General features: G+C 46.2%; 21 protein-coding genes. 10 read left to right on the plus strand and 11 right to left on the minus strand.

Annotation, left to right across the window (positions count from 1 at the left end; all coding sequences use genetic code 11):
* Positions 1-132: 132 nt before the first annotated feature.
* Entirely contained in the window at positions 133-1,746 is a 1,614-nt protein-coding gene (locus NDI48_02660) for a response regulator (protein MEP0830103.1), read from the plus strand.
* A 213-nt stretch (positions 1,747-1,959) separates the two neighbouring features.
* Here NDI48_02660 and NDI48_02665 read toward each other — a convergent pair whose 3' ends face one another.
* Positions 1,960-2,247: a DUF3466 family protein gene (locus NDI48_02665; protein MEP0830104.1), complete on the minus strand. Its 288-nt coding sequence runs from the start codon at positions 2,245-2,247 to the stop codon at positions 1,960-1,962.
* 362 nt (positions 2,248-2,609) lie between these two features.
* The gene (locus tag NDI48_02670; protein ID MEP0830105.1) at positions 2,610-5,285 is read right to left on the minus strand and encodes a tetratricopeptide repeat protein; all 2,676 of its coding nucleotides are present in this window, start codon (positions 5,283-5,285) and stop codon (positions 2,610-2,612) included.
* Between the two features lie 1,158 nt (positions 5,286-6,443).
* Here NDI48_02670 and NDI48_02675 point away from each other — a divergent pair.
* Positions 6,444-7,268 carry an SDR family NAD(P)-dependent oxidoreductase gene (locus NDI48_02675; protein ID MEP0830106.1) on the plus strand — a complete coding sequence of 275 codons (825 nt, stop codon included), beginning with the start codon at positions 6,444-6,446 and terminating at the stop codon, positions 7,266-7,268.
* Positions 7,269-7,373: 105 nt separating this feature from the next.
* Here the strand turns inward: NDI48_02675 and NDI48_02680 are convergent, their stop codons facing one another.
* The 4 genes from NDI48_02680 to NDI48_02695 all read right to left on the minus strand — a co-directional run bounded on the left by NDI48_02680 (position 7,374) and on the right by NDI48_02695 (position 11,913).
* A complete protein-coding gene (locus NDI48_02680) occupies positions 7,374-7,826 on the minus strand; it encodes a hypothetical protein (GenBank protein MEP0830107.1) in 453 nt (150 codons plus the stop codon).
* Positions 7,827-8,202: 376 nt separating this feature from the next.
* A complete protein-coding gene (locus NDI48_02685) occupies positions 8,203-9,186 on the minus strand; it encodes a hypothetical protein (GenBank protein ID MEP0830108.1) in 984 nt (327 codons plus the stop codon).
* Positions 9,187-9,359: 173 nt separating this feature from the next.
* Positions 9,360-10,280, minus strand: a complete 921-nt coding sequence (locus tag NDI48_02690) for a hypothetical protein (GenBank protein MEP0830109.1) — start codon at positions 10,278-10,280, stop codon at positions 9,360-9,362.
* Between the two features lie 124 nt (positions 10,281-10,404).
* Positions 10,405-11,913, minus strand: coding sequence for a UbiD family decarboxylase (locus tag NDI48_02695; protein ID MEP0830110.1), 1,509 nt, complete (start codon positions 11,911-11,913; stop codon positions 10,405-10,407).
* 117 nt (positions 11,914-12,030) lie between these two features.
* Between NDI48_02695 and NDI48_02700 the strand changes: the two genes are divergently transcribed.
* From NDI48_02700 to NDI48_02710, 3 genes are all read left to right on the plus strand, one after another.
* The gene (locus NDI48_02700; GenBank protein MEP0830111.1) at positions 12,031-13,398 is read left to right on the plus strand and encodes an NYN domain-containing protein; all 1,368 of its coding nucleotides are present in this window, start codon (positions 12,031-12,033) and stop codon (positions 13,396-13,398) included.
* 209 nt (positions 13,399-13,607) lie between these two features.
* Positions 13,608-14,291 carry a MotA/TolQ/ExbB proton channel family protein gene (locus NDI48_02705; protein ID MEP0830112.1) on the plus strand — a complete coding sequence of 228 codons (684 nt, stop codon included), beginning with the start codon at positions 13,608-13,610 and terminating at the stop codon, positions 14,289-14,291.
* Between the two features lie 77 nt (positions 14,292-14,368).
* Entirely contained in the window at positions 14,369-14,749 is a 381-nt protein-coding gene (locus tag NDI48_02710; protein ID MEP0830113.1) for a biopolymer transporter ExbD, read from the plus strand.
* Between the two features lie 31 nt (positions 14,750-14,780).
* Here NDI48_02710 and NDI48_02715 read toward each other — a convergent pair whose 3' ends face one another.
* Positions 14,781-15,875 (minus strand): hypothetical protein, encoded by a 1,095-nt coding sequence (locus NDI48_02715; protein ID MEP0830114.1) that lies wholly within the window; start codon positions 15,873-15,875, stop codon positions 14,781-14,783.
* Positions 15,876-16,429: 554 nt separating this feature from the next.
* Between NDI48_02715 and NDI48_02720 the strand changes: the two genes are divergently transcribed.
* Positions 16,430-17,146 (plus strand): SDR family oxidoreductase, encoded by a 717-nt coding sequence (locus NDI48_02720; GenBank protein ID MEP0830115.1) that lies wholly within the window; start codon positions 16,430-16,432, stop codon positions 17,144-17,146.
* Between the two features lie 224 nt (positions 17,147-17,370).
* On the opposite strand, the gene NDI48_02725 is transcribed toward NDI48_02720, so the two are convergent.
* Positions 17,371-18,000 (minus strand): CPP1-like family protein, encoded by a 630-nt coding sequence (locus tag NDI48_02725; GenBank protein MEP0830116.1) that lies wholly within the window; start codon positions 17,998-18,000, stop codon positions 17,371-17,373.
* Between the two features lie 413 nt (positions 18,001-18,413).
* Here NDI48_02725 and NDI48_02730 point away from each other — a divergent pair, with 413 nt between their 5' ends.
* Together NDI48_02730 and NDI48_02735 are read left to right on the plus strand one after the other, a co-directional pair.
* A complete protein-coding gene (locus NDI48_02730; GenBank protein ID MEP0830117.1) occupies positions 18,414-19,133 on the plus strand; it encodes a response regulator transcription factor in 720 nt (239 codons plus the stop codon).
* 68 nt (positions 19,134-19,201) lie between these two features.
* Entirely contained in the window at positions 19,202-19,417 is a 216-nt protein-coding gene (locus NDI48_02735) for a hypothetical protein (protein MEP0830118.1), read from the plus strand.
* Here NDI48_02735 and NDI48_02740 read toward each other — a convergent pair.
* Both NDI48_02740 and psbH read right to left on the minus strand, forming a co-directional pair.
* Positions 19,414-19,701 carry a TatA/E family twin arginine-targeting protein translocase gene (locus NDI48_02740; GenBank protein ID MEP0830119.1) on the minus strand — a complete coding sequence of 96 codons (288 nt, stop codon included), beginning with the start codon at positions 19,699-19,701 and terminating at the stop codon, positions 19,414-19,416. The genes NDI48_02735 and NDI48_02740 overlap by 4 nt on opposite strands.
* A 436-nt stretch (positions 19,702-20,137) precedes the next feature.
* Positions 20,138-20,341, minus strand: coding sequence for a photosystem II reaction center protein PsbH (gene psbH / locus NDI48_02745; protein MEP0830120.1), 204 nt, complete (start codon positions 20,339-20,341; stop codon positions 20,138-20,140).
* 84 nt (positions 20,342-20,425) lie between these two features.
* Here psbH and psbN point away from each other — a divergent pair, with 84 nt between their 5' ends.
* A complete protein-coding gene (gene psbN, locus NDI48_02750; GenBank protein MEP0830121.1) occupies positions 20,426-20,557 on the plus strand; it encodes a photosystem II reaction center protein PsbN in 132 nt (43 codons plus the stop codon).
* Between the two features lie 153 nt (positions 20,558-20,710).
* Here psbN and NDI48_02755 read toward each other — a convergent pair whose 3' ends face one another.
* Positions 20,711-24,061, minus strand: coding sequence for an alpha-mannosidase (locus NDI48_02755; GenBank protein MEP0830122.1), 3,351 nt, complete (start codon positions 24,059-24,061; stop codon positions 20,711-20,713).
* 222 nt (positions 24,062-24,283) lie between these two features.
* Here NDI48_02755 and NDI48_02760 point away from each other — a divergent pair, with 222 nt between their 5' ends.
* A complete protein-coding gene (locus tag NDI48_02760) occupies positions 24,284-26,272 on the plus strand; it encodes a hypothetical protein (protein MEP0830123.1) in 1,989 nt (662 codons plus the stop codon).
* The last annotated feature ends 8 nt before the right edge of the window (positions 26,273-26,280 follow it).

Genomic DNA, 26,280 nt, shown 5'->3' on the forward strand with positions numbered 1-26,280 from the left:
GTTGAATTTTCGCTGAATAACTCACGTCAATTGATACATCTGTGTTTTGTTAGAGCTTCAAGCTATTCGACCAATCTATCAAAAATTCGCATTACAGATTCAGTTTTATCTTAGAAGGAATTAGGTGGCGCTATGAATAAAACATTAGAGAGCTTAAGTAAAAACACCAATACTCAACAGCATTCGGCTCTGATTCTGATAGCAGATGATGATCGATTTACAAGGATGCTCCTGCGTCAAATTATGGAAGAAGAAGGGTATCAGGTACAAGAAGTGGCAGATGGCGAACAGTGCCTCTCGGCTTATAGAGAGCTACAACCCGATATGGTGCTCCTGGATGCGATGATGCCCGTGATGGATGGCTTTACATGCTGCAACCAACTGCAAACTCAAGCCGGGAGTGACCGCATCCCTGTGTTAATGATCACTGGACTGAACGACCAGGCATCTGTGGATTGGGCATTTGAAGCCGGTGCTACAGATTTTGTCACGAAGCCGATTCATCCACCCGTACTGCGTCGGCGCGTTCGGCGTCTCCTCGAAGCGAGTTGGGCAGAAAAAGCATTGTGGGAGAGCGAAAAAAAGTATCGCTCGGTGGTAGAAAACGTGAGAGAAGTGATCTTCCAGACCAACGCTTCTGGGGACTGGACATTTCTCAATCCGGCTTGGACAACTTTTACGGGCTTCACGGTTGAAGAGAGCCTGGGAACCAGCTTTCTAAATTACGTCCACCCTAATGACCAACTGATATCAAGGGAATTGTGGCAGTCACTCATTAAAGGTAGACAAGAGTCTTGTCGGCACGAAATGAGATTTTTAACAAAAGCTGGTCAGATTTTTTGGGCAGAAATACATGCTCACTCAACTCTGATTACTGATGGAGCCGTTACTGGGCTTTCCGGCATCCTCCAGGACATAACGAAGCGTCGGCAAGCCGAAGCCTTGGAACAAGAAACCCTCAGACTGGAAGGCGAAATTTTGGAGCAGAGACGCGCAGAGGAAATGATTCGTCGCACCCTGGAAAAGCAAAAAGAATTAGGGGAACTTAAATCTCGTGTCATTACGACTATCTCCCATGAATTTCGTACTCCCTTAACCACGATTATGGGTTCTACTGAATTACTCAAACATTATGGTCAGACCTGGTCAGAAGAGAAAAAGCTGAAACATTTCCAGCGAATTGAGTATGCTGTTGAGCAGATCACTAAATTACTCAATGATGTAATTCTTATCGGTCAAACCGAGGCGGGAGAACTAGAGGTTAATCCCACCAAACTGGATGTAGAAGTGATAACACGCGAGATTTTCGAGGAGTTACAACACGGTTGGGAAAGCCAGTCGGTAGGAAACAAAAGAATAGTTCCAACTATTGTTTTTTCGAGCCAGGTAGACGAGGCTCAAGCGCAGTTGGATGGGAAATTGATGCGGCAAATTCTGACCCATTTAGTCTCCAATGCAGTCAAATATTCTCCTCAGAGCAAGAAAGTTTGTGTAGACTTAGTGTCTCAACAAGGTCAGGCTATTTTCCGGATTCAGGATGAAGGTATTGGTATTCCTGCGGAAGATCAAGAGCGAGTGTTTGAAACTTTCTATCGAGCCAGCAATGCAGGCACAATTCAGGGGACGGGGTTAGGGCTTGCGATCGCCAAAAAATGTGTAGACTTGCTTGGGGGCCAAATAACCTTAGAAAGTGAAGTAGACGTCGGAACAACGGTTACGGTTATACTGCCATTAAATCCGATGTAAACTTAAGAAATAAATTTAAAATAGTTATCAGTTATTAGTACTTGGCGCTACTAATCACGAATGATATAATGTCCGGTTGATTATCCTGAATAAAAGCATGTTTGTAGTAAGCGCTTCATAGCGCGCAATCAGAGAGGATTCGCATTCCTCACTACAAGCTTCCGCATAGTGTGTCTTAGCAGACATGATATGACTCAAAAGTGGCAGTTCGGCTTAACGAGCAGAAACGGGAGTCAAGAGAAAGGCACGAGATTCCCGTTGAGGTTTGGTTGAACCATTGACCAAAATCTGTCCAGCATCATTGATGGCTAGTGCTCCAACCAGTTCGTAGTTAGAGTTGGCAGGAATTAAGTCATTAAGGTTTCTCATTTTACCGTCGCTGTAGAGGAACGGTCGATCGCTTCCTGGGCGATCGCTTCTCGAATACTCGACGACTTGCCCTTTATTATTAATGCTGGTTGCGAAGCTGTCTGCGCGAGTGAGACTACCGAGGTCACGCATCTTTCCATTGGTATAAAGGAAGGCGTGAGTGCCTGCATTATTTTTGGTGGCTGCTTCACCAACAATTTGACCTTTGTTGTTTAGTGAGAGTATACAAGGGTTTGGCGCTAGTCGGTTCGGATAGAACAACTCCCAACAGCGCAAAAGTTGCTAGGACGAGGCTTGCGATCGCCTGATAAAAATGGCGGGGCTTCATTCAAATTCCCGGTGGTTGTGATAATACAGTTTCCGTAGACTTATCCACAGCCAACCCTGTTCCATCACTGTGAGGATTTCTGAGATAAGAAGCTTCTGATGTTGAGAGTTAGCACATGGAAATTAATCCGTGCGAACTCTCATTCAGTAGTATCCTCAACTCACTGCTACGGTACCAGCCACACTTTCACCTTTTTGTCATAACCCCCACTAACGAGAGTCTTTCCATTGGGACTGATAGCGACTGACTCAACATAAGATTCATGCCCGGAAAGGGTAGCGATTTCTAGTCCAGTGTGCGAGTCCCATAGTTTAATAGTTTTGTCATCACTTCCACTGGCGAGGATTTGGCCATCAGGGCTGAACGCCACTGCTGTCACCCTGTCGGTGTGACCCCCAAGTTTACGAATTTCTTTCTCAGTTTTCAAGTTCCACAGTTTAATGGTTTTATCACTACTGCCACTAGCAAGAATCTGACCATCCGGACTGAAGATGATCGAACGAATACAATTGTCATGACCCTTAAGGGTACGAAGTTTTTTCTCAGTTTTCCAATCCCATAGCTTGATGGTATTGTCACAACTTGCACTAGCCAAGGTTTGCCCGTCAGGACTAAAAGCGAGGGACTGAATATAGTCGGAATGCCAAGTGAGGGTACGAATTTCTTGCCCAGTATTCACGTCCCACAACTTAAGAGTTTTATCATTACTCCCACTAGCAAGGGTTTGTCCATCCGGACTGATAGCGACGGCAGTAACATAGTTTGAATGCCCAGATAGAGTCCGGATTTCTTCTCCAGTGTTTACATTCCACAATTTAAGAGTTTTATCATCACTCCCACTAGCTACAACCTGTCCATCAGAACTGAAGGTGACGGCACGAACCCATAGTAAATGTCCAGAGAGGGTGTTGATTTCTTGCCCTGTATTGAGATTCCAGAGTTTAATAGTGTTGTCCTCACTACCACTAGCTAAGATTTCTCCATTAGGACTGATAGCCACTGAACGAACCGCAGCAACCGTTCCTGAATGTTCAAGGGTATAGGCTACAGGAAAAATTTCTTCTTGAATAAAGGCGTCAATTTCCTTTTTATATTCAGGATTGAGCCGATTTGTTTGGTGGAAATCCTTTATTCCTCTTGTATAGTTTTTTAGCTGATAATAAGCTTTACCGCGCCAAAAGTAAGCTTCAGCATAGTCAGGCTTGAGCGAAATTGCCTGATCGTAGTCTTGAATCACTCCCTTGTAGTCAGCTAACGCATAATGAGAATTACCTCGCCAAAAGTAAGCTTCAGCATAGTCAGGCTTGAGCGAAATTGCCTGGTAGTAATCCTGAATAGCTGCAAAATTGTCTCCTGCAAAATAATAAGCTATACCTCGCCCAAGATAGGCTTCAGGATAATCAGAATCAACCTGAATCGCCTGGGTGTAATTCTCAATCGCTGCTAGCTCTTTACCAATGTTCAGATAAGCATTCCCCTGATTGTAGTAGGCTTCAGCATATTTTGGATTGAGTCGAATTGTTTCGGTAAAGTCCGCGATGGCTTTCTGAGGGTTTCCCTGGTTTAGGTAACCCATACCTCGCTGATAATAGGCGTTAGTATAGTCTAAGTTATGTTGTACCGCTTTGTTATAATCTTCAATTGCTTTCTTATCTTCTCTAAGTAGAACTTGTGCAATGCCTCGACTGTAGTAGGCTTCGCTATAGTTGGAATCGCGATTAATTGCCTCGGTTAAGTCGGCAATCGCTTTCTGCTGTTCTCCTAAATTTAAGTAAGCAAGACCTCTTTTATAGAAAGTATCGGTGTAGTATTGGCTAGCATCTTCCTCTTTACTCTCAATGGCTCGATCAAAATCTACAAGAGCTTTCTCATATTCTCCCAAGTCAGCCCAAATTGAACCCCGTCTGAGAAAGGCAGCAGGATAGTCAAGATCGAGATATAGTGCTACGTTCAAGTCTTCAATGGCTTTCTGATAATCTCCAAGTAAGAGGTAGATAGTTGAGCGACCTAAATAAGCATCGTAAAAGTTAGGATTACGCTGAATCGCTAGACTGAAGTCATCAAGCGCTGACTGATAGTTACCAAGTTTAATGTAAACAGCACCTCGTCCGAGTAATGGCTCAACATATACCTCTGGTTCTTCAAACTTAGGCTTTGCATTCAGCGCCTTGGTATAATCATTAATCGCTAGTTGCTGATAGTCATTTACTCTTTGCTGCTCTCCTAACTCTGAATACGTGCGACCTCGGCTCACGTAAGCCTCTGCAAAGTTGCCGTCTTTACTTAATGCCTCGCTGTAATGCTTAATAGCACCCTTATAATCTCCATTTTTACTTTTTTCTACGGCCTCTTTATAATGCTCAAGAGCAGGAGAAATTCTAGAAGAATTTTCCTTAATAACTTTAACTAAGTTAAACTCTTTAATGTCAAAATAGAAATCAAACCGGAACAAAGAAAGGCTTGGTGCAAAAGTCGGTGCAAAAGTCGGTGCAATAGTTGGTGCAATAGTTGGCGCAAAAGTCGGTGCAATAGTTGTCCTAAAAATAGAGTTATCAGCTAAAAAAGAATTACCAGAGGGAATAAAATTCCTGGCTGTTTGCAAGTCCTTCAGCGTATTTTGCACCAGGGAGGGTGGCAAAGCGTTATTGACAGGGAGAGCCTCAGCTACTTCATGGGTTGTGAGAGGCACACCAGGGATAACAACCCCTGCCATGCTGAGAATCAATGCAAGTAAAAGGTAAAGTGCCAGCTTGGAGAGTTGTTGAACTCGTTTCCCACAAAGAGTTTTGAGCTTTTGGATGAAGTCAGCTTGTTGTGATCGCAGCAGAGTAGTCCAGTCCATATCCAGTTGAATAGATGGGTTATGACTACCTTTATCAATTTGAGTCACTAGAAAGCATCCGGGTTAACACGTAATTCTCACTGTTGGATTGCTAATCGATCTGCCTGTAAGCGTAGCTGCTAAGGTGCGATCGCCTACGGCACCAGGAAGCTGATTGCCTTAAATCCCTAGCTGAAGCTAGCTTTCCCAGTGGCAGAATTTCTTGCAAACAAAGGATTCCCTTGTGCCATCAAATATGAGAGCTCATCTCTGCCTCATCTCTCTCCTCTCATAAGAGACAGAAGACACTCGTCGGATACGTTGCCCGATCGCAAACACACCGTCTCGAAACCTTTGGTGGTTTACCACTACACCTAACCCACCCTACAAATTCCACTCATGGATTTTCCCCTCATGGACTAGGTATTATTACTGAATAGGTGAAGGCGATCGCACTGTAAAAGAACTCTTCAAGATTACGCAGTGATGTAAATCAATTCCATGGCGTGCGCTATCTCCAACCAACCAGTAACCCTCGTATTTGACAGAAGCTGAAACCCTTACAGGCAGACAATTAACGACTTCATTAATCGGGATCGCTGTTTTGTGAACAAGCATTAAGCAGATTTTATTAAAAAATATTGCGGTTTTACTTGGGAAGTTGCTAACGTGTGCATTAAGTGTTGCTTCTGGTCAATTCTCATTTTTAGGAGATGTGCCATTTATGCTCTATGTCAATTTTGTCTTTTCACCGATTCACTGACTCCACAATGGGTTAACGATATTTCTTGGACGGCTCTACACAACCTTTCCGAAAAGACGGCTCAGAGATATCGCTGTGGATTATTTGACTACGGGTAGGACAACTCCATCACGTCACTGACTAGCAACCTCCGTGTCTGTTGCAAGTCAGCCTCAAATTTTACAGAAGTCTCACGCTGAGGACATTTCTCTCACTTTGCCTGCAACAAGAAGTGTTCCCTACAAAATCCTTGAGGAATGTCTGGTTCTTAAAGGTTGAGTCCAACTCATACCGACATTACCCCTCCCTATTCGTCTCATTGCGAGTGAGTGAGTTGCTTCATGTGTTCCCCTCTTTGTGATCAACACCCCTGCACTGCCTGGTGAGACGTTAACTCCAAAACTCCAAAGAACTCCAACATCCAAAGGTTTTAATTTATGAACATTCAAGGCAAAACAGCCCTGATTACCGGGGCTTCGCGTGGAATTGGGCGAGCGATCGCCATTGAATTAGCGCAACAAGGCGCAAAACGCCTATTACTGGTGGCACGCGATCGCCAGCGCTTAACGGAAGTGGCGACACAAATCGAGGCGCTAGGTGTAGAAGTCGTGATCTTGGCGTTGGATCTGAGTCAGCCGGTGGAAGTGAATATTGCGATCGCACAAGCTTGGCGAAATTACGGCCCGATTCATCTGCTGGTTAACTGTGCTGGAGTTGCCCACCAAGCGCCCTTTTTACGGTCACCCCTGCCCAAAATGCAGGAAGAAATCGCGACGAATTTAATGGGCATGTACACAATTACCCGTCTGGTTGCCCGACGCATGGCAGCACAAGAGGAAGGGACAATCGTTAACGTTTCTAGCCTGATGGGTAAAATAGCCGCGCCCACAATGGCAACCTATTCCGCAACCAAGTCTGCGATTTTAGGGTTTACCCAAGCTTTGCGCGGTGAACTCGCTGAATACAATATCCGGGTGGTGGCTTTGCTGCCAACCCTGACGGATACGGATATGGTGCGAGACTTACAGTTGTTTCGGTGGGTTGTGCCGATGACGACTCAGCAAGTCGCACAAGCACTGATTACTGGACTGCGTAAAGACACGCCGGAAATCTTGGTGGGATGGCAAAGTCATTTAGCCGTCTGGTGCAGCCGGATTGCGCCTTGGTTTTTGGAGAAGGTTTTGCTGATGGCAGCTCCTCTACCCAAGGATAGACAAAAACACTACCCGAAACTGAGACAAGCGGCGGCAATCTCACGTTAGAGTCTTTTTTAAATGGGGGGTTTGAAATTAATACCCCCCATCTGAAAACTAGAGTATCTTTTGAGATTGACGGGACAAATCAATCGAATTGAGAATTGCTAATAACTACGCCACTCTCACAAAATCCTGGATTTGAAAAATATAGCTTTCGCCGTCGCGTAACTTATGAGTTATTATCCGGCGATTGTTAGGGTCGATGAAGTAGTGGTTGTTAAAGATTACAGATTGAGATACGGTACTCTCAACCTTGAAGATGTAGTTGTAGGGAGTTAATTCAGTTCCGTGAAGTTTGAGCTGCGCGTCTTCTGCATAGCACGCCTTTCCAGTCACTTTAATATCACTATGAAAGACGGCTTCACCATACCCATAAAGGTTTTCAAAGTGTTCATGGAAATGCCAGATTTCAGGAGTAATCCAGTAGATATCAGCGTGGACGGCTGAGGCTTCCAGGAAATTCCCATCAAGGCCAAAGGTTTTACATAAACCTTCCCACTGACCCATGAAACATTGGAAGGGTGGGAGGAGTGGTAGTCCATAATCTTTCGCTATAGGCTCCATAGGTTTGTCCTCAGTAGTTGTTTTGTAGGTGGTAAAAATCTTTTGAACAGGCGGCGATTGGAGCGCTTATCCCCAACCAGTATTCATTAATATCTGACAACCTGAAAGTAATGATCGCATTTTGTGGAATAGGGCGATCGCTCTGAACAGATTTTTTACTCAATAACATTACTATTAGTCCACCTGAAGTGAAGGATTGAAGGAGTAGGTCATGATCGACACCAGTCCCACCCGCCCACGTCGCCGTCGGTCATCGGCTGAACCGTTCAAAATCAAAGTGGTTGACCAGCCATGACTGAAGATTCATGTTCCCCCTCCCCGCAAGCGAGGAGGGGGCTAAGAGATTTGACTGAGGGTTGAGGATGCGATCGCTCTTTTATCGATGTGTTTTCCAATGCCTTACACAAGGAGCTAGTGTAATTAAATCTTCAATATTGCGCTCCATGGTGGCACAAATCGTATCTAAGGGTAAATCATTTGCGTCATAACCAAAGGGATTCTCAATCTCAATTCCAATCTCTTCAATCCCAAATACTGCAAAACTAATTAAACCCACTACCGCCGCCGTCCACCAATGTAAATCATTGACCATGGGAAAAGGCAGTGAGAGGCAATAAAGTAATAACAATTGCTTTAAATGAATCGAATACGCTAAGGGTATAGGCGTTTTTAATATTCGCTCACAACTTCCCAAAACATCCACCATTGTATCGAGCAATTTCAGCATGGCAGAGAGCTGATAGGTGTTAAGGCAACCGCGTTCATGCTGTTTTTGTAAATAATCTCCAATCCAAAAGGCAATTTCCAGGGGTGGGTGATTCATGGTTTGCAGGATTTGATACCTTTCGGCTGACATTAAGGGTTCTAACTCACTGTTCAACCGCTCTCCGCGTAAATGTAACTTTGTCGCCACCGCAAAAGCAATTAATAATCGTAGCGTTTCTACTTTTGCTGTTCTATCTTGAGGTTTATTTTCTGCGATCGCCGCCCAAATTTGACGAGCTAAGTTACGAACCGTATTGACTAACGTTCCCCAAAGTTTACGACCTTCCCAAAATCGTTCGTAAGCCGTATTTGTCCGAAAAACTAATAGTAACCCTAAGACAATACTCGGAACAACACCGCTTAGTGCAGGCCAGGATAAAGAAAATCCAAATTCATGGAATCCTGAAATCAAAAAACCAAAGGTGCTGCACAATATTACTCGTGGAAGAATAGCGAAAATAACAGATCCTTGCAGGCGTAAAGCCACTCGAAACCAGTGTCGTTTCTTCCAATCTGTATCCTGGAGTGCTATTGGCTTAGAATTATTCCCTTTCCTGTCTATCGCACCCAAACCCATTGGGGTTAATCTCCACATCTACAAGATTACCAACCCATACCCTAGCGTTGCCTTGTTCTTGCCACTTACTTGAGGTAAATCCCCATTGGTTTGATTTATTCGATTATGTGAGCATTTCAAATTTGAAATAGCAGAATTTGCTCTCACCCATTAAGAGCTGTTTATCTGATGTTGAATTGCTGTTGAAACTGCTAATTCACTGAGGTCAATTGCCAATTGCCTGGACTCAGTTCCTGAGATATTAAATCCTCAATATTATGTAACATTGTGTCACAGTTTAAATCCAAAGGCAAATCATTGTCATCGTAGCCGAAAGGATTTTCCATTTCACAGTTGATTTCTTCCAGCCCTAACAAGGCAAAACTAATCAACCCCACAATCGGCCCAGTTAACCAGAAGAAAGCACCAACCAATTGAAAGGGCAATGTCAAGCAATAAATCAACACTAGCTGTCTCAGGTGAAGGGCATAGGCTAGCGGTATTGGAGTTTTGATCACCCGCTCACAAGCTCCTAAATTATTCACCATCCGATCCAACAACTTATCCAGGGCTACCAGTTGAGTACTATTGATGCTTTTTCGAGAGTACTGCTCCTGAAAATAATTGCCAATCCAAAATGAAATTTGCAGCGGTGGATTCGTGAGGTTTTTTAACTCTAAAGAGCGCTCCGCGGAAAGCAAGTATTCTAACTCGCTGTTTACAGGTTCGCCCCTAAGATGTAACTTAGTGGCAACCACAAAGGCGACTAATAAGCGGATGGTTTCCAGTTTTTTGGGGCGATCGGTTGGCTCAATTTCTCTAACCGCGACCCAAACCTGACGCGCTTGATTCCGTACCGTATTGGTTAAGTTCCCCCAGCTTTTACGACCTTCCGAAAATCTTTCATAAGCCGTTTGGGTTCGGATAACTAACAATAAAGCGATCACAATTGTAGGAATTATGCCTGCCCAAAGGGGGATGGCTACAGAAAATCCTAAATTGCGGAGATTGTGTACGCTCGAAATAAAAAAGCCAAACAATCCACACAGAAGTACCCGCTTAAAAACGACTGGAACGACTGAACCTTTCTGCTGTAAAGCCCATCGAAACCCTTGCCGTCTCTTAGTCTCCATACAACCTCTCAATCGTTACCATTCCAGAAAATGCATTCAGTTTGCTCTATTCTGTTATAAACAGAAAATATTGCCACTCCTCGAAAGGGCTGTAAGGCTGCTAGCTTCGCCCCTTCCAAAACTATTAACGGATATCGTAGCCAAACAAATTGGGATTAACTTCCCCTAACTGTAAATCGGCTAAGCCATACTCTATCCATCGCCTGTCCACCATCGCAGACACATCTGGATCGGATTCCAAGGGTGCACCCCATTCATGATCGGTTTCTGGAGGTATTTTGGTTGTCGCATCAATTCCCATACGTCCTCCCAACCCTATCTTCTCGCTGGCAAAGTCCAAACTATCAAAAGGCGTATTTGGCAAAATAAACACATCTCGCACCGGATCAACTTTGGAACTAATCGCCCACACCACCTGGCGCGGATCGCGAATATTAATGCTTTTATCCACAACAATTACAAACTTGGTATAAGTAAATTGTGGCAATGCGCTCCAGAAGGCCAAGGCCGCCCGTCGCGCTTGACCGGGGTAGGCTTTATCAATGGAAATAATGGCGGCTTTGTAGCTGAGGGCTTCCATGGGTAGGAAAAAGTCCACGATTTCCGTAACTTGTTGCCGCAGAATGGGGGTATAAATGCGGTTCAGTGCGATCGCCATCATCGCCTCTTCTTTGGGTGGACGCCCACTAAACGTCGTCATATAGATGGGATCATTGCGGTGCGTCATGCACTGGAAGCGAATCAAGGGCGAATCTTCCACGCCGCCGTAATAACCCATATGATCCCCAAAAGGGCCATCGGGTAACACTTCCCCTGGTGTAATCGTCCCTTCTAAGACAAATTCGGAATCGGCTGGCACTTCTAAATCCACTGTCTTGCACTTGGCTAGCTTTACACCCGAACCGCCATAAAGTCCGGCAAAAAGCCATTCGGAAAGTTCAACCGGAATAGGAGTCGCGGCTGCCATGATGATTAACGGATCGACACCCAGGGCGATCGCAATTTCCAACTTTTTCCCCTGTTCCGCCGCCTTGCGTAAGTGCCTCGCCCCCCCCCGCACCGATAGCCAGTGAACCGTCATCGTGTTCCGGGATTGTAGCTGTAGCCGATAAACCCCCACATTGGGCGTACCCGTTTCACAATCTTTAGTAATCACCAATCCCAGGGTGATAATTTTGCCAGCATCATCTGGATAAGGCCGAATCAGCGGTATTTGGGTTAAATCCAGGGCATCTCCTTCAATCACCACCTGCTGACAAGCCGGGAAAAAGTCTCGCCCTGGCTTGGCTTTCACCACATCAAACAAAACCTTGCCAAACTCCACAGCCTGGGAAATCTTCTTCGGCGGCTTCGGCTGTTGCAGCATTCCCAGCTTCTTCCCCAACGTTTCCAACTCCTGGGGATGTTCCATGTTCATCGCCCAACACACCCGTTCCTCGGTACCCATCAGGTTCACCGCCACTGGAAAGGATGACCCTTTCACGTTCTCAAACAGTAAGGCAGGGCCGCCGGCAGCCAGCATTCGGTTGGAAATCTCCGCAATTTCCAAGTCTGGGTCAACTAAAGCCTTAATTCGGCGCAATTGCCCCCGTTCTTCCAACTGTTTGATGAATCCCCGCAGGTCTCTCGCCATAGTGATGAATTAAGAAATATGAAGCCATTTCTATTATGATGGGAATCTGAAACAGTAAGATCGCCTCCTGGAAACTTTGGGGGCTAGTCGCCTCACCATCACTTACTGGGGACACCCATGCTAGATAACGCCAGCGTGACACCAGCCCATGATTCTGCTGTGATTCACCAAATTAGTCTTTGTGTCTATCAAGCTATCCTGGAAATCCAGCAGCAACAGCCTGAATTGTTGAAGGAAAATATTAGAAATAATATGAAATGTCCTAGATGTGAATCTGAGCAACTGCGTAAAAACGGTCGTTCAAGTGGTAAGCAACGGTATTTGTGCAAAGCATGTGGTCGGCAATTTTTTGAATCGTTATCTTCGTCTCAGTTACCCAGTTTTCAGAGTGATCAAATAGAGGCAACTAGTAACGGACACTTTAACTCCGAGTTAATTTCAGTCCCATCAATACTGAATCCTTTAGCAGTGTCGTCATCGCAACTAATAGAGCAGGTGAGAGCTTCCCCTCCATCTCCTACAGGAATAGCGATTTTGCTGCTAGATGCAGAAAACTTGAAACTCGATATCAATGCTGAAAAATTCTTAGCCAATGTTAGTCATTATCCACTGCAAGTCAAGATTGCCTTTGCTAACTGGAGAAGTCATACTCTTGGGAAGCTAGATGCAGAGCTTTATGAGCGGGGTTATCAGCTAATCCACGTTCCAATCGGTCAAAATAGTGCTGATGCCCAAATGATTACGATGGGAGTTTCGATTAGCCGTCATTACCCAGAGACTAAAGAAGTTTTTGTCTGCTCTTGTGATTGGTTATTGACTCATCTGTGTAATTCATTACAAACTCAAGGTATGACCGTCTATCGGGTGCGTAGACAAGACAACCTTCTGAGTGTTGAAAATCGAAATACGGGCGAAAGCCGGGAATATTCTTTAACAATAGGAACGGAAATTCCTTCTTTTGAAGAGTTTGTTGATAAAATCACTGAGCTGTTTCAGGCCGAACACGAATCCTTAACTGAGCGAATAGCGCGATTATCAACTATTACTGCCCTTTTCCAAGAACGACGTCTTCTCACTCTCAAGGAGAATCGTGCCAATAGTCCGCTGGTGGAACCTCAAAAGCAAGACTCAGTTCTTTCCGTCGCTGAACAGAAAACTAAATTAACTCCCCCCACTCAAGTAGATGTAGAAGCGAATACTTCTGTGAAGCCTAGCGCGAAGACATCCATAAAAAGTATTAATTCTAAAGAGGAATTTGAGCAAACATTAGTTGAACTTATTACTTCAATTCAAGCCAATTATTCCATAGATCAAGTCGAGGTGCCACAGCTAAGTGCAGCACTAAAGATAGTCTGCGGCGAATCGGCTAATTCAGTTATAAAAAAGCTAAAGCTTGGAGGAAATTTCACTAAATTCTTACAGTCCTGTAAAACCTTCAAAGTTGGGAATAGTGGGACTAAAGCTCAGGTAACGCTTTCCAAGTAATCTTTTCCAAAAATCAATTTATCTAATATCTGATAGGCAACAACCCGTAGAATGGCTGACTCTGTCTATGAATTAGCGATCGCACCTCCTTAACTGCCTTAACCGTTACTGTGCTTCCCCCTTAGTGTCACTCAACCCGTTGCCCTACAGATGCCGGATATGCTAACAACAAAGAATTGCCCTGACTCCGCCTATTGGCGATCGCATCAATGAGCCGAATATTAGATATCATTATCAAAGGTGGCCCAGTTATGGTGCCGATTGTTATACTATCTGTCGCTACGATTTCGTGCGCGTTGGAGCGAGGATTGTTTTGGTTCCAGTTATTGAGACAAGAGCATAAAATTGCCCACGATGTACTAGAGGCAGCTCGTGTAGATTTGGACAAAGCCGCAAAAATCGCACGTCAAGCTCAATCCCTACCCATCGGGCGCTATTTATTAGCCCCCTTGAAGCTCAGGCAACCTACTCCCGAAACCTTTCGTCTAGCATTAGAAGCCGCAGGAGATAAAGAGTTTGTCAAAATGCGAAAGGGTGACAAAATGCTAGAAAGTGTCGTGGGGATTGCTCCCTTACTTGGTCTTTTGGGTACCGTAACCGGTCTAATCATCACCTTCAACAACCTCAATATTGGTGGAGGTGGTGGTAGTGAAAGTGCCACTAAGGCAGCGGCTGGTATCGGTGAGGCTCTTATTACCACCGCAGGTGGTATGATTGTCGCCATTATCGCTCTGGCGTTTTTCCGGATTTTTATAAGCTTACAGTCTCAGCAGGTAGATTATTTTTCTGAAATTGGCAGCGAACTTGAATTAATCTATCGAGAAGTTTGGTACGAACCCTCTGTTTCTGAGAAATCTCAATCAATCAGTGAGCGGCATTCGGCGGGGAACTAATTCTTTTAAGTTCATCCAAAACCAAAAATCTAGAAGACTTGATAATGCGATTCAAATCCCAGCAAAAAAGCTCACAAATGCCTGAAGTTAATCTAGTGCCGATGATGGATGTCATTATGACAATTTTGACATTCTTCATCATTGTCTCCATGACGTTAACGAGTCAGCAAAATGCTGTCAATATTACCCTTCCCAGTGCGGGTAACGGAGCAAGCGCACAGAAAACCCCCGATCCCTTGGTTGTGAGTCTTAATCCTCAGGGACAACTTTATTTAGGTAATCAACCGATTACTGAAACTCAATTAGTTCAACCCATGCAAGCTTATTTGCAGAACAATCCGAATGGAGCCGTTATTTTAAATGCAGACCGCAAACTGCCTTACGAAAAGGTGATTCAGCTTCTGGGTAGACTGCGGGATATTGGGGGCGATCGCGTTTCTCTAGCAATTGACAGTTGAGAAGAAACGAGCGTTCAAAATTTATTGAACTCTAGCCTGGATAATCCTGCGAAACGATTATCGCTGTTATATCACCTGTCTCATCTTTTCCAGGTGCCAGGATTAGATAACGTTTGAACCCTCCCTTCTTGACTTCATAAATAGGCCCATCGCCATAAGTGCCTATTTTATCAAAACTAAAATTTTGAGTTTTCAATTGTTCTTCTAAGGCCGAAACGATGTCCTGAGTTGATAATGGCGATATGGCTTTTTGACGAAAATCGAATCTGGTATCTGGTTTACCCGTAGCGTCTTTAAATTTGTCGGCTTTGCTAAGCTTATTGATGTCTAGCTCGGCTTTAAACTCTTTTAATTTATCTTCACTCAATTTATATTTAACTTGCTCGATGGCAGCCTTAAAAAATAATTGATTTTGATTTTGATTTAATAAGGCAGTATAACTGCCTTCCTCGTTGGAGGGGTTTGGGTTATCGGTTGACGGCGATGGCGTTGGTTGTTGTGGAGACGGCGATGGCGTTGGCTGTTGTGGAGACGGCGATGGCGTTGGCTGTTGTGGAGACGGCGATGGCGTTGGTTGTTGTAGAGACGGCGATGGCGTTGGCTGTTGCGGAGATGGCGATGGCGTTGGTTGTTGTGGAGATGGCGATGGCGTTGGCTGTTGTGGAGATGGCTGCTGCTCTTCCTCGTTTTTAGGCTGTTGCTCTGATTGAGAGCTTGACTTTCGTATAGGCACGGAAGATTCAGCCGACTGTCGGCGAATCGTTATCGGTTTTGGACGAGTTGGCGAATCGAGAGGAGAGGACTGGCTTCGCTGAGGGCTAGGCTGAGGATTTAGTTCCCATGAGGATTGTGGACGAGTTGGCAGCTTGGTAGGAGTTGACTGGCTAGGTTGAGGATTCGGTTTTGCTGAAGATTGAGGAGAGGAAATGGGAGAAGGTCGAGTTGTTGGTAACTGCGCGAGCTTGACTTGTTTATACTGTTTAGAAGTTTTAGGCTGTTCTACCCTTAGGTCGGACGAGATCGGCAGCATTAGTACTACACCGTGTAGCACTAAGGAAATCATCAGCATGGGTCGGAATAGCATTCGTGCGGGAATCGGCAAGTTCTTCAGGAAGTCAGGCGTCATGGACGTACTTAGGTGTTCTGACTAGGCGAGACTCAGCTGAACTCATCTTAGCTGGGTTCAGAAATCAGCATCAGAAATAGAAGAGGTATATGGGTTAGAGAAGTGTGGGTTCTCCCCTATCACCCAGATCAAGACGTACAAACTAGCAAATTGGATGCACAAATGTTAAAAAAACTACCCGATTAAGGAATCAACGAGCAGTGACCTCTTGACCAGTGATACCAAATCCGGATTCTATAGCCCCTTTTTTAGTAACCCACACAACAAGAGTAGAGACGTTTGCTGCTTCGCACCATGCTTGGCAAACCGCCGATTGGACATTAGTGAAGCGAGGCTTTAGTCGCGTCGTTGCTCTTATGCTACGTTCACTCCCAATATTTTTACAGAGGCTACCCAATCTCGCCGCCGCGACATCGTCGCCGAGCGCTTTGGTTTGAGAATGTACATCTTGACAAAAACTAGAAAAGGTGTATTGTCTCTGCAACGCAGAGGATGCCTACTTCCCAGCTCTAAATCAGTATCATGGGGAAAGATGTAAAGAAATGTAAATAATAATGCAGGATAAAGTCGTTGTTGTTGTAGGTGCCACTGGCGGTATTGGCTCCGCGTTAACGCACAAACTGGCACGAGAAGGGGCAAGTCTGGTACTAGCAGCAAGAGATAGCTCTCGTTTAGCGGCACTGGTGTCTGAAGTGCCGATTAGCAACAAAGAGTCAATCTTGAGTGTCCCTACCGATATTACAAAGCCTGCTCAGGTTGAGACGCTGATATCCAAGGCGATCGCGCAGTTCGGTAAAATTGACGTCTTAGTAAATGCGGCGGGAGCTGCCGTCATGAAGCAGTACAACAAAATTGAACCTGCTGATTTAGACGCCATGCTCGACCTGAATCTGAAAGGCAGCTTCTACACCTCTCAAGCGGCGGCTGAGGTGATGAAGGAAAAAAGAGTCGGTCACATCTGCAACATCGTCGGAATCTTGGGTAAGCACTCCATGGTGATGGCATCAGCTTACTGTGCATCCAAATTTGGGGTCGTGGGTTTCAGTAAATGCATGGCGGAGGAACTGAAGCGCTACGGTATTAAGTTCACCCTATTCTACTTTGGTGGTGTTGACTCTTCCTTCTGGGACAACGCTAATTTGAAGGTAGACCGCTCAAAAATGCTGACGACGGAAACTGCCGCTAACGCCATTCTGTTTGCCCTCAAGGCTGACCCCCAAGCCGTACCGATGGAAATTAATATTCAGCCGGAAAGTCACTTATTTTTTTGATATCTCACGCAGGGGTTTGCGTCAGCGACGCCGTTGGGGAAACCTGGAAGACGTTGAATGTTCAGACGTTTCCCCTGGAAATCGCGATTCACAATTCCAATGAGCTGTGTTTACCTGTGCCCATTAGTGCTACATTGGTCACTACCTCAGGTCGGATAATACGTTGCAGCCAAAATCTACGCCTGGCCCTGAAGTCAGGGAGGGTTGTGACTGGGAGACTTTTTTCAACGTAAGAAGCTACTAATGAGCCAGAGAACCAAAAATGTCACCAGTGTAGCCAATTGATCGGGTGAGATGCCAATGGAGCTGAGTTGTGGAGCTAGAGAACCCCCCAACAAACTCCCCAAACCCACCCCGACCAGCAGACCGACTAGGGTAAGTAACACAGCACGCCCAAATTGTCCTTCTTTACGATTCAGGAAGTAAATACTACATCCCACGCCCAGCGCCAAAACTAGCGAGAGCATTGAGGACATATCCTGAGCACGATAAAAAATAGTCACACCCCCAAGCAGCAGGAATGAGACAGCCGGCCAGATCAAGTCTCCAGGAGCTGGAGTATCCACCAGTCGTTGCAGCCAAGCCGGAGAGTTATTCACTGGAGATTGGGAAAAACTCGGCGGAGCTTGAGACAATTTCTCGGCAAAGCGAATGCGCTCTGGAACCTTGATTTTGCCCTCTTGACGCATTCTCAGGCGATCCATAATAACCGCATCGTAGGCAGCCTCAACCGACTCTAACAGCTTTTGATCGCCACGATGCTGCTGCATCAGGCGAATTTTAGCATCTTGAATTTCATCAAACGAAGCATCTTCCGTGACCCCAAGCTTTTCGTAGGGATTTTGATCGCTCATTCAAAACCTCCGAGACATCCCTTCTATTCACTCGTATGAAAGCAACTTTACACTAGTAGTTTAGATGTTAGGCATCGCACACGCTCAGTGATGCTGTTACTACTGACAGGGTAACAGGTTAAATATGATTGAGTGTTAGGCCAACTCCCCTGGAAGCTAGTTTAGCCTGATCTTTGAAGACAAGCGCTTCCTTGAACCAAGACGTTCAAGATTTGAGAAACACTTCCGCAAGTGCTAAAAGTAGTTAGGCACTTGAGAAATTTCTTGATTCTCTGACCTAAGCGGGATGTCCAAACTATTGGCATCCCCTAATTCTACGACGGATAATTGACTAGAATGCTGATTACACCAATGGTGTAAAACATCCTGCGTGTTGATCCCAACAATCCAGTTCTCCGTGAAAAGCTATGACCATGGCCTCTGCCAAAATTCTTGTCGTGGATGACGACCCGGCCATCCGAAATTTAATTCTTCGCTTTTTAAGCAAGAAGAACTACCAAATGCAATCTGCTCAAGACGGGAAGACGGCTCTCACCCTGTTTGAGCAATTTAACCCAGACCTGGTAATTCTGGACGTGAATTTGCCTGATGCCATTGGTTACAACCTGTGTCAGGAAATGCAGAGCCGTACCGATGTTTTTGTGCTCATGCTCACCAGTCGGGGAGATGCCGCCGATAAAGACCAAGGGTTTAAACGAGGTGCTGATGACTACCTCACGAAGCCTTTTGATTTGCAGGAGCTAGAAAACCGCGTCGGGGCGATTTTGAAACGCAAGCGCGAAGTGACTCCGACCGAACAACAGCGTCTCGTCTTCGATAAGTTGGTTATCGATCCAGGGCGTCGGGAGGTAACTATCAACGAACAACCTGTGCCTTTGACCGCCTTAGAATTTGACCTCCTGCATTTTCTCGCCTGTCATCCGGGTCGGGTACTGCGCCGCTCCGAACTCATCCAGGAAGTGTGGGAGTACGATTATGTCGGAGATCAGCGGGTGGTTGACGTTCATATTGGTCAAATTCGCAAAAAGATTGAAATTGATTCTAGTCAACCGTCATTAATTCAAACTGTCCGAGGTGTGGGTTACAAGTTTGAGGCTCCTAACAGCCACAAAAATGGCAAGCCTGAATCTTAACATGGACTCCTCAAACTCTATGAGGTTTGGCGTCAAATTACAGGTGACTTTCAACAACCAACGACAGGGTGTTTGACCATTTTTCGAGTCGGTGTGTCTGGCAAAAGCGGGTTGAACAGGGTGCCCCGACTATTGCATTTACCTGTGCAGTTGGCAAGCCAATGAAGGCTTCAAAAAAGCAGAATTTGCTAGTACCACAGATTGACGAAACTCTTACACCAACTGCCACAACGATTCATGCCCGCGTCTGCGGGCGACAAGCAAGCAAGCCTTGGATGTCCTAATTTTGCTGAGAGGAAGTAGTCGTTTGATTGTTAGACTCCGCTGTGGCAGCTTCCTTCACCGCGACTTCCCCAGACTCAGGAAGTGTTGGTATCCTCGCGGCTTGCTCAATTTGTTCAGCCTCACGCTTAAATTCAGATTCAAATTCCCTAGATGCATCTTGAAAGCCCCGAATGGCCTTACCTAGACTGCGACCTATTTCTGGTAACTTCTTGGGGCCAAATACCAAGAGGGCGATGACCAGAATCAGCGCCATTTCCGGCAGACCAATACCAAAAACGTTCATGTAATGAGCTCCTTAACAATACAATTCTTTAAATTCCAGTCTTCAGCCTTTGGTACCAGCCACGGCTCTCATGCTTGTCATGCTTGAGAGGCTTTCAGTGGAGTTCGTCTATACCTACAAAATAGACTCTAATGCCTAGAGCCAGCAAAGCATATAAAGATTTCACAATCTCGCTGTTAGCCATCGTTGGCTCGGCGCTTGATCCAGAGAGTGGATTAGAGGGAGGCTTAATTTCTCCACTCTTCCTTGCTTAGTGTACCTAGGTAAAATAACTGACCAGCACCTATCTATCCCATCCTCACTTAGGCTCCGGCTCCACTCCCCCAGAGGGCTTACAAACTTTTACCAGCCAGCACTAGCCCCTCGACCCTCAGTCACTAAAAAAACCCGGACTAGCCGGGAAGTGAAGGATTGATTGAACTGTTAGAGCAGCCGACTACTGGCCTAAGCTTCTCCAATCGACATTAATGCCCTCAAGCAACAGGGAAGAGTTGTAGAGCTGCAAAATAATCAGTAAAAAAACGAAAAATAACAGCATGAAGACTGCCATCAATGGCGTCGTTCCCCATCCTGGAGCCACTTTACCATACTCCGAGTTCAGGGGCTTGAGAACATCTCCTAACCGCGTCCGTTGTGCCATGTGTCACCTATGATCGATCTCAATAGATTTTTTGTAATGTTCCGTAATATTATAAAGGTATAACTCTCATAATTTATCTAATCTATGGAGCCCGCAATAGTTCTTAGCATTTCAATCGGCGTGTTTGTTCTCGCTGTTACTGTCTTCTCAATCTACACTGCTTTTGGACCCCCTTCTGCCCAATTGAACGATCCGTTTGAAGATCACGAAGACTGATACCTTCCTAAGCTGTTGTAGGGAAGCAGCGTCATGGTTGAAAACATTCAGAGTTCAGGGAAGGACTCCATCGGCTTGAGCGATGGCTCAAGCCGTTTCAGGTTTTAGGATAATCACGGGAATCGGGAAATCTATTGTTGTCTGAGAGTTGTCTCACCCGACGTGGTGATTTGAGGTAGGCATCACGGAAAACGTGGCAATTTTCCAGGCAGATATTTTAAAAGTTTGCCCACTTGACAACGGTTCACAAGTCTGAATGGGTCGTTCTAATAAATCCACAGGGTGTGCGATCGCTAAATCTAAATCACTTGTGAACGATAACTCGGCTGATTTGCCTTCACCTTCATAACACCGCACAATCCATTGATTAGAGGTGTGTTCTGATTGCTTAAAAGCCATCAAGACCAGATTGGGAGATTGCAAATCTAACAATCGACCCATCGGTTGTAGAGGTCTATGGCTACATATCCCTACAGGAGAGTTATTGAGGACTATCAGCGGCATATTGAGCTCATAACCTCGTTGAACCGTACCCGCTGACTGCCAACTGCTACTGTGAGGGTAGAGCGCATAAGTGAATTGATGGATGCCTCGGTCGGCTTCAGAGTCAGGCCAGCAGGGACTTCGGAGTAACGTCAGGCGTAATTGACCAGCTTGGGCATCGTAGCCGTATTTACAATCATTCAGTAAACTAACGCCGTATGCTGTATCCCCAAGGTCTGCCCAATGCAAAGCCGAAACTTCCCATTTTGCTTCCTCTGCGGGAGTTTGGGGACGAGTGGGACGTTCGATAGCACCACAGGGAATTTCATAAGTGCCATAGTTCGCTTCCAAGTTCAAGGGGAAAGCGGCTTTGACTAAGACATGGCGTTCCTGCCAGTCTACAGTTGTCGCAATTTTAAGCAGGGGTAATTCAGTATCAAGGATATAATCCTGACAAAACTGGGATTGTCCGAGTTGGCGCACAACCCGCAAACGCGATCGCAACTCTCCTCGTTCCATCCATTGAATTGATTTCAGTTCGGTTGGGGGTAAGGGGTGCTGAGCATAGTTGGGGTCAATGTTCCAAGCGTCCCAATATTGACCGCTATCTTGGAAAGCTTGCAACTGATTTCCTGCACCACTGAGGACTTCTCGCTGGTGGCTTTTGTCGAAGACGCTGCTTAAGTCGCCCGTATCGGGGTCAACCACAACCCTCAGCCATTCGTTCTCTAAAACAAAATCGTCTGGAAATTTGGGGATTGGGAATTGGGAATTGCCAGTTGCGAGTGGGCAAAGCCAAAACACACGATACCCGATGGAAGGAATATCTCTTGCCAGAAACAACAGTGTTGATTCTTCCGTTAGCTGGGAGGGAAGCCTTTGTCCTGAAAAATCGTATATTTCCCATGATGCTTCTGTTGACGGCGAAGAAGATGGGGAATTGGACTTTTGACGGCTAACTTGCTGCTGTCCCCAGTCTCCAATCCCTTCCAGAGAAAGGGCAATTAGTTCGGAACGCTGCCAGTTGAGAGGGTTGAAGACGATAATGGGTTGGGCATTGGGTTGTGGGGGTGGGGGTAAGGCGATTTGGGATGCGATCGCTCTTAACGACTGTTCCACTATTTTTGAACCCATTTGCTCCACTTCTTGCCAAGCCGTGTTTGCCTCCACAAACACTTCCGGAATCGATGTCCCTGGCAAAATGTCGTGGAATTGGTTAAATAACACCTTTTTCCAGGCGTCTTCTAATTCATTGTGGGGATAGTCAGTGCCACTACTGAGGGTTGCCAGAGAAGCGAAGAGTTCGGCTTGGTACAATAACCCCTCACAACGACGATTCCAGCGCTTTTGGTCGGCGTGGGTGGTGTAGCAACCGCGATGGAATTCTAGATAGAGTTCATCATCCCAAACCGGAATGGGGGCTGGCCTCTCTGGGACGGCTGAAGCAGGCGGGTTTTGTGGAGAGGTTGTTGGTTCTCCTACAGATTCGTCTGCGAAACTCGCCCCTAAAGTTCGGTTGTTTTGCTCTGTTTCTAGCGGAGCCTTGATATGCTGCAAATAGGCGTGAGCAGTCGTAAATTCCAGACGGGGGAAGAAGGGAGATGCAAGAGAGCGCTTTGCGACCTGTAACATATCACGGGTCGGGCCACCCCCATGATCGCCCACACCAGGTAGCCAGAAGGCGTCTTTGAGATGAGTCTGAGTTTCCCAATTAATTGCGTAGGATGCCATTGTCAGGGGATTGGTATCCATGACGCCTGTGGTATTGGGGGGAGACATGAGGCTGAAGATTTCGCTACCATCCGGCGATCGCCACCAGAATACACCGTAGGGAAACTTAGTGGTATCGTTCCAATGCAGCTTTTGGGTCACAAAGTATTCAATTCCTCCCTGTTTCAGAATCTGCGGCAACTGCCAACAGAACCCAAAGCTATCGGGTACCCAGGCAATGGTTGTTAATTGACCGAATTTTTCCTGAACGTAACGCTGGGCGTAGAGGATTTGTCGGACAATCGATTCACCGTTAATTAAGTTTAATTCTGGCTCGACCCACATCCCACCCACAACTTCCCAACGACCTGCGGCGATTTGTTGTTTAATGGCGGCAAATAAATCAGGGCGATGCTGTTCAATCCAGGCATACAGGGCGGGTGTGGAGTGGCAGAATGTTAAGTCAGGAAATTCTTGTTGTAGCTTTAATACGGATTCAAAGGTTCGTTGCGCCACTTCCCAAGTTTCACTGACAGGCCACAACCAAGCCAAATCCAGGTGAGCATGACCCAATAAATGGATTTTAGATTTGGGATTTGGGATTTGGGATTGAAGATTTTGGCGTAATGTGGAGAGCGATCGCTCAAATTCTTCCTTCTGCGATACTACCCCCCAATTAATCTCAGCCAAAGCGGCGGTAAGTCTATCTATTTTCTCTGGCTCAAAAGCCTCTAAATAGTTCTGTAATACAGTTAATTCATCAGCCACAAAACCGGGGTCTATAAAATTAGTTGATTCGTACACGCAGTACGAGTTTACTTCGTATACGCACTGCGATCGCATTAATGCCCCAATATCATGCCCCGGACTAACCAGTCGCAAGGCAACCGAAATCTTTTCCCCTGGCACCACTGCCTCACTCAGCAGTACTCTGGCAGAGGAATCAAACAAATCTCCTTCTTGCACTAACTGACCATTGACGAAAATTTGTGCATCTTCTGCCCACCAAGTCAACGCGAGTCGCAAGGCTAATCCCGCTAAAGGATACCCCTGCAAAGTTTGGGGAATGACAAAGAGTTGACCCAACCACATCACCTGCCGTCCTGCTGACCAGACGATATATTCTTTGGGGTTAAGTTCAGCGGTTGACCAGTCGTTCCACTGTTCTGGATGAGTAGCCATTGCTACTGGAAGGTCTTGAGGGCAGCAGCGCCAGTGAGGCTGAACATTCACTTGAGTTAGCGCACTTAACCGGAGAATGGCTTGATTAATTTTGTGCCCTCGCTCTGACGAGGTCGCAGGGTCAGTCATCTTTTTCGATAAAATCAGGGCACTTACTATTGTTGATACCAAGTTGCATTCAAAGGTATCACTCTCTCTTTCTCTTACCTCAGCGTGCTGGAGTGCCTCTGTGGTTTGTTAAATTTTACGTTAGGCTGCAACTGAGTATAATTTTCCACTGCCGATTTTTGCGCTCTAACGTTAATGGCTCTCCAGTTTGCCAGCTATTCGCAGACTCAGTAACTAACCACCATGCCCTCCGATTCCCCTGGTCGCTACCAAAGTCGATTTTTCAATTTTCTTAACAGACAATCCGTTCGCTTGAGCGGTCGAGTCGATCGCGCGGTACGCCAGATTAAAGTCGCAGCAACCTGGGGAGTGCAAATTCTGCTTTATCCGGCCTACCTGCTGACACAAGTCAGTCTATCAGCAGGTCGTCAACTCTCGTCGGAGGCAGAAGCGGGATGGCCTAAATTAAAGGAATTGACCCATAAAGAACCAGAACACGAGGAGACAGCACCCCAAGCGGATACCCCTATTCAACGAGTCCTCCGTGAAGTCACGACCTTGCCCCTTCCCGAAATATCTGGCTCAGTGGTGTTACAACCAGATTTGTGGGTAGAGGACAATGGTCAGGCGTTAGATGGGCAAACGGCTGATAACGGACAACTAACGACTCCCTCTCGGTTGGAGTTTGCGCCGCCGCAGACTGGGAGTGAGCGGACGATTGCCCAAACGCGAACCAATGAAGTCCGTCATGAGATTCAGGGGGTAGCGAGTCTGTTGGAAACACGTTCCTTGGTACTCGTTACCATCGAAAATCAAATTCTGGATATTTTGACGCCCCAGCAGCAGCAGAAACTTGCCTCTAAGATGAGCTGGGAAGTGGCGAACTTATGGCGTCAACGGCGTTTAGTCCAAGCATCTAAGCTCAAAAATGCAGCACCTCGGCTTTCCAGCTTGGATCAGCCTCGTGTTTTGCTGCCGGTGAGGCTGTTTTGGAAGGTGATGGCATGGGTGCAAACCAGTCCAGTGGCGATCGCCGCCAATCTTTTCCAAGAATCTACCTTAATTGGAGAAGAGGCTCTCGATTCCGGTCAAATTTTACCCACTCGCCCAGCGCGAAAACCCAGGCGTCAACTAAGAGGGTTGAATAACCCAGCGATCGCAAATCAGCGAGTACCCCCAAAAGCCTTAGCTTCCCTAGATCGCACGATCGCTGAACTGGAATCTCACCAGCTTGTACCCGGAACGGAAAATTTAGTCCAACTCCGAGATTCCTTACAAGATCGCTGGAATTCTTCTTTGGCTAACGTTTCTGAGGGTATCCTCACGCTTCGCGATCGCTCTCAAAAACTCAGCAAACAGGAACAACCACAATCCATCACTCCTGAAGATCAAACCTCGGTTTCCGAGACATCTCAACATGAATCATTTCAAATTCAAACCTTAATTCACGCGGCGATCAAGTACTTTTTTGGCAGACGTGGCTCTGATTTATCGGGGACAGATTCTCCGGGGAGAACACCACTTTCGGGGCGTAATTCTCCCTCCTTGTCTCCAGCGCAGCGTCGTGAAAATTCCGAGTTCTTTGATACGGAGGAATCCGATCCTTGGTTATCCTGGGGCGATCTATTTGGTCAACCAGAATCCCCTGAATCTACAGCACAATCTAAGGCTATTCGTCAAGGGATACAGTCCCAAAACCCAAATCCAAAATCCCCAAATCAACTGCCTGAAGGGTTCAATAGTAAGATGCCCATCCAACCCAGAAATTCTGTTTGGGATAACCTCAAGCGCTTTGTGAATCCTAATTCAGCTCTCAGCAAGCGTTCTGCACCGGGTAGGAAAAGGCCGACTGTCGAACCAGATCCCTCGGTTCCCCAGGCTGGCAAACTGACAGCCGCTCAAAAGACATCACCTTTGGCAATTCCGACAGAAGGCAAAGGCAGTACTCCGACCAAACAACCTAAAACGCCCTCTTCTGTTGACGTGGCTTCCCGCCGTCCCAGTGGTGTATCGTCGCGTCAGACAGAGAGTACAGCGATCGCAAATCCTTCGACCCCTGCTCAAGATACTGGGATTGAACCCTCACCCGATTGGATTGAAACGAAAGCAACTCCCACCGGATACGTCAAGCACCCCTTAGAACGACTGTTAGGGTGGTTAGACCGCTCTATGCTTTGGTTGGAAGAGTTCGCCTTGAAACTGTGGCGGTGGTTGCGGCGGCTGGGGCGTTGAGATCTAAA

The organism is Microcoleus sp. AS-A8, assembly GCA_039962225.1.
Lineage (GTDB): Bacteria > Cyanobacteriota > Cyanobacteriia > Cyanobacteriales > Coleofasciculaceae > Allocoleopsis.

What these genes read in the sequence shown, in the direction of transcription:
- NDI48_02705 (MEP0830112.1), top strand. Translation starts at nt 13,608, where the DNA reads ATGAGCCGAATATTAGATATCATTATCAAAGGTGGCCCAGTTATGGTG.
- NDI48_02695 (MEP0830110.1), bottom strand. Translation starts at nt 11,913, where the DNA reads ATGGCGAGAGACCTGCGGGGATTCATCAAACAGTTGGAAGAACGGGGG.
- NDI48_02670 (MEP0830105.1), bottom strand. Translation starts at nt 5,285, where the DNA reads ATGGACTGGACTACTCTGCTGCGATCACAACAAGCTGACTTCATCCAA.
- NDI48_02680 (MEP0830107.1), bottom strand. Translation starts at nt 7,826, where the DNA reads ATGGAGCCTATAGCGAAAGATTATGGACTACCACTCCTCCCACCCTTC.
- NDI48_02675 (MEP0830106.1), top strand. Translation starts at nt 6,444, where the DNA reads ATGAACATTCAAGGCAAAACAGCCCTGATTACCGGGGCTTCGCGTGGA.
- NDI48_02665 (MEP0830104.1), bottom strand. Translation starts at nt 2,247, where the DNA reads ATGCGTGACCTCGGTAGTCTCACTCGCGCAGACAGCTTCGCAACCAGC.
- NDI48_02685 (MEP0830108.1), bottom strand. Translation starts at nt 9,186, where the DNA reads ATGTGGAGATTAACCCCAATGGGTTTGGGTGCGATAGACAGGAAAGGG.
- NDI48_02660 (MEP0830103.1), top strand. Translation starts at nt 133, where the DNA reads ATGAATAAAACATTAGAGAGCTTAAGTAAAAACACCAATACTCAACAG.
- psbH (MEP0830120.1), bottom strand. Translation starts at nt 20,341, where the DNA reads ATGGCACAACGGACGCGGTTAGGAGATGTTCTCAAGCCCCTGAACTCG.
- NDI48_02700 (MEP0830111.1), top strand. Translation starts at nt 12,031, where the DNA reads ATGCTAGATAACGCCAGCGTGACACCAGCCCATGATTCTGCTGTGATT.
- psbN (MEP0830121.1), top strand. Translation starts at nt 20,426, where the DNA reads ATGGAGCCCGCAATAGTTCTTAGCATTTCAATCGGCGTGTTTGTTCTC.
- NDI48_02710 (MEP0830113.1), top strand. Translation starts at nt 14,369, where the DNA reads ATGCCTGAAGTTAATCTAGTGCCGATGATGGATGTCATTATGACAATT.
- NDI48_02730 (MEP0830117.1), top strand. Translation starts at nt 18,414, where the DNA reads ATGGCCTCTGCCAAAATTCTTGTCGTGGATGACGACCCGGCCATCCGA.
- NDI48_02760 (MEP0830123.1), top strand. Translation starts at nt 24,284, where the DNA reads ATGCCCTCCGATTCCCCTGGTCGCTACCAAAGTCGATTTTTCAATTTT.
- NDI48_02740 (MEP0830119.1), bottom strand. Translation starts at nt 19,701, where the DNA reads ATGAACGTTTTTGGTATTGGTCTGCCGGAAATGGCGCTGATTCTGGTC.
- NDI48_02690 (MEP0830109.1), bottom strand. Translation starts at nt 10,280, where the DNA reads ATGGAGACTAAGAGACGGCAAGGGTTTCGATGGGCTTTACAGCAGAAA.
- NDI48_02725 (MEP0830116.1), bottom strand. Translation starts at nt 18,000, where the DNA reads ATGAGCGATCAAAATCCCTACGAAAAGCTTGGGGTCACGGAAGATGCT.
- NDI48_02715 (MEP0830114.1), bottom strand. Translation starts at nt 15,875, where the DNA reads ATGACGCCTGACTTCCTGAAGAACTTGCCGATTCCCGCACGAATGCTA.
- NDI48_02720 (MEP0830115.1), top strand. Translation starts at nt 16,430, where the DNA reads ATGCAGGATAAAGTCGTTGTTGTTGTAGGTGCCACTGGCGGTATTGGC.
- NDI48_02755 (MEP0830122.1), bottom strand. Translation starts at nt 24,061, where the DNA reads ATGACTGACCCTGCGACCTCGTCAGAGCGAGGGCACAAAATTAATCAA.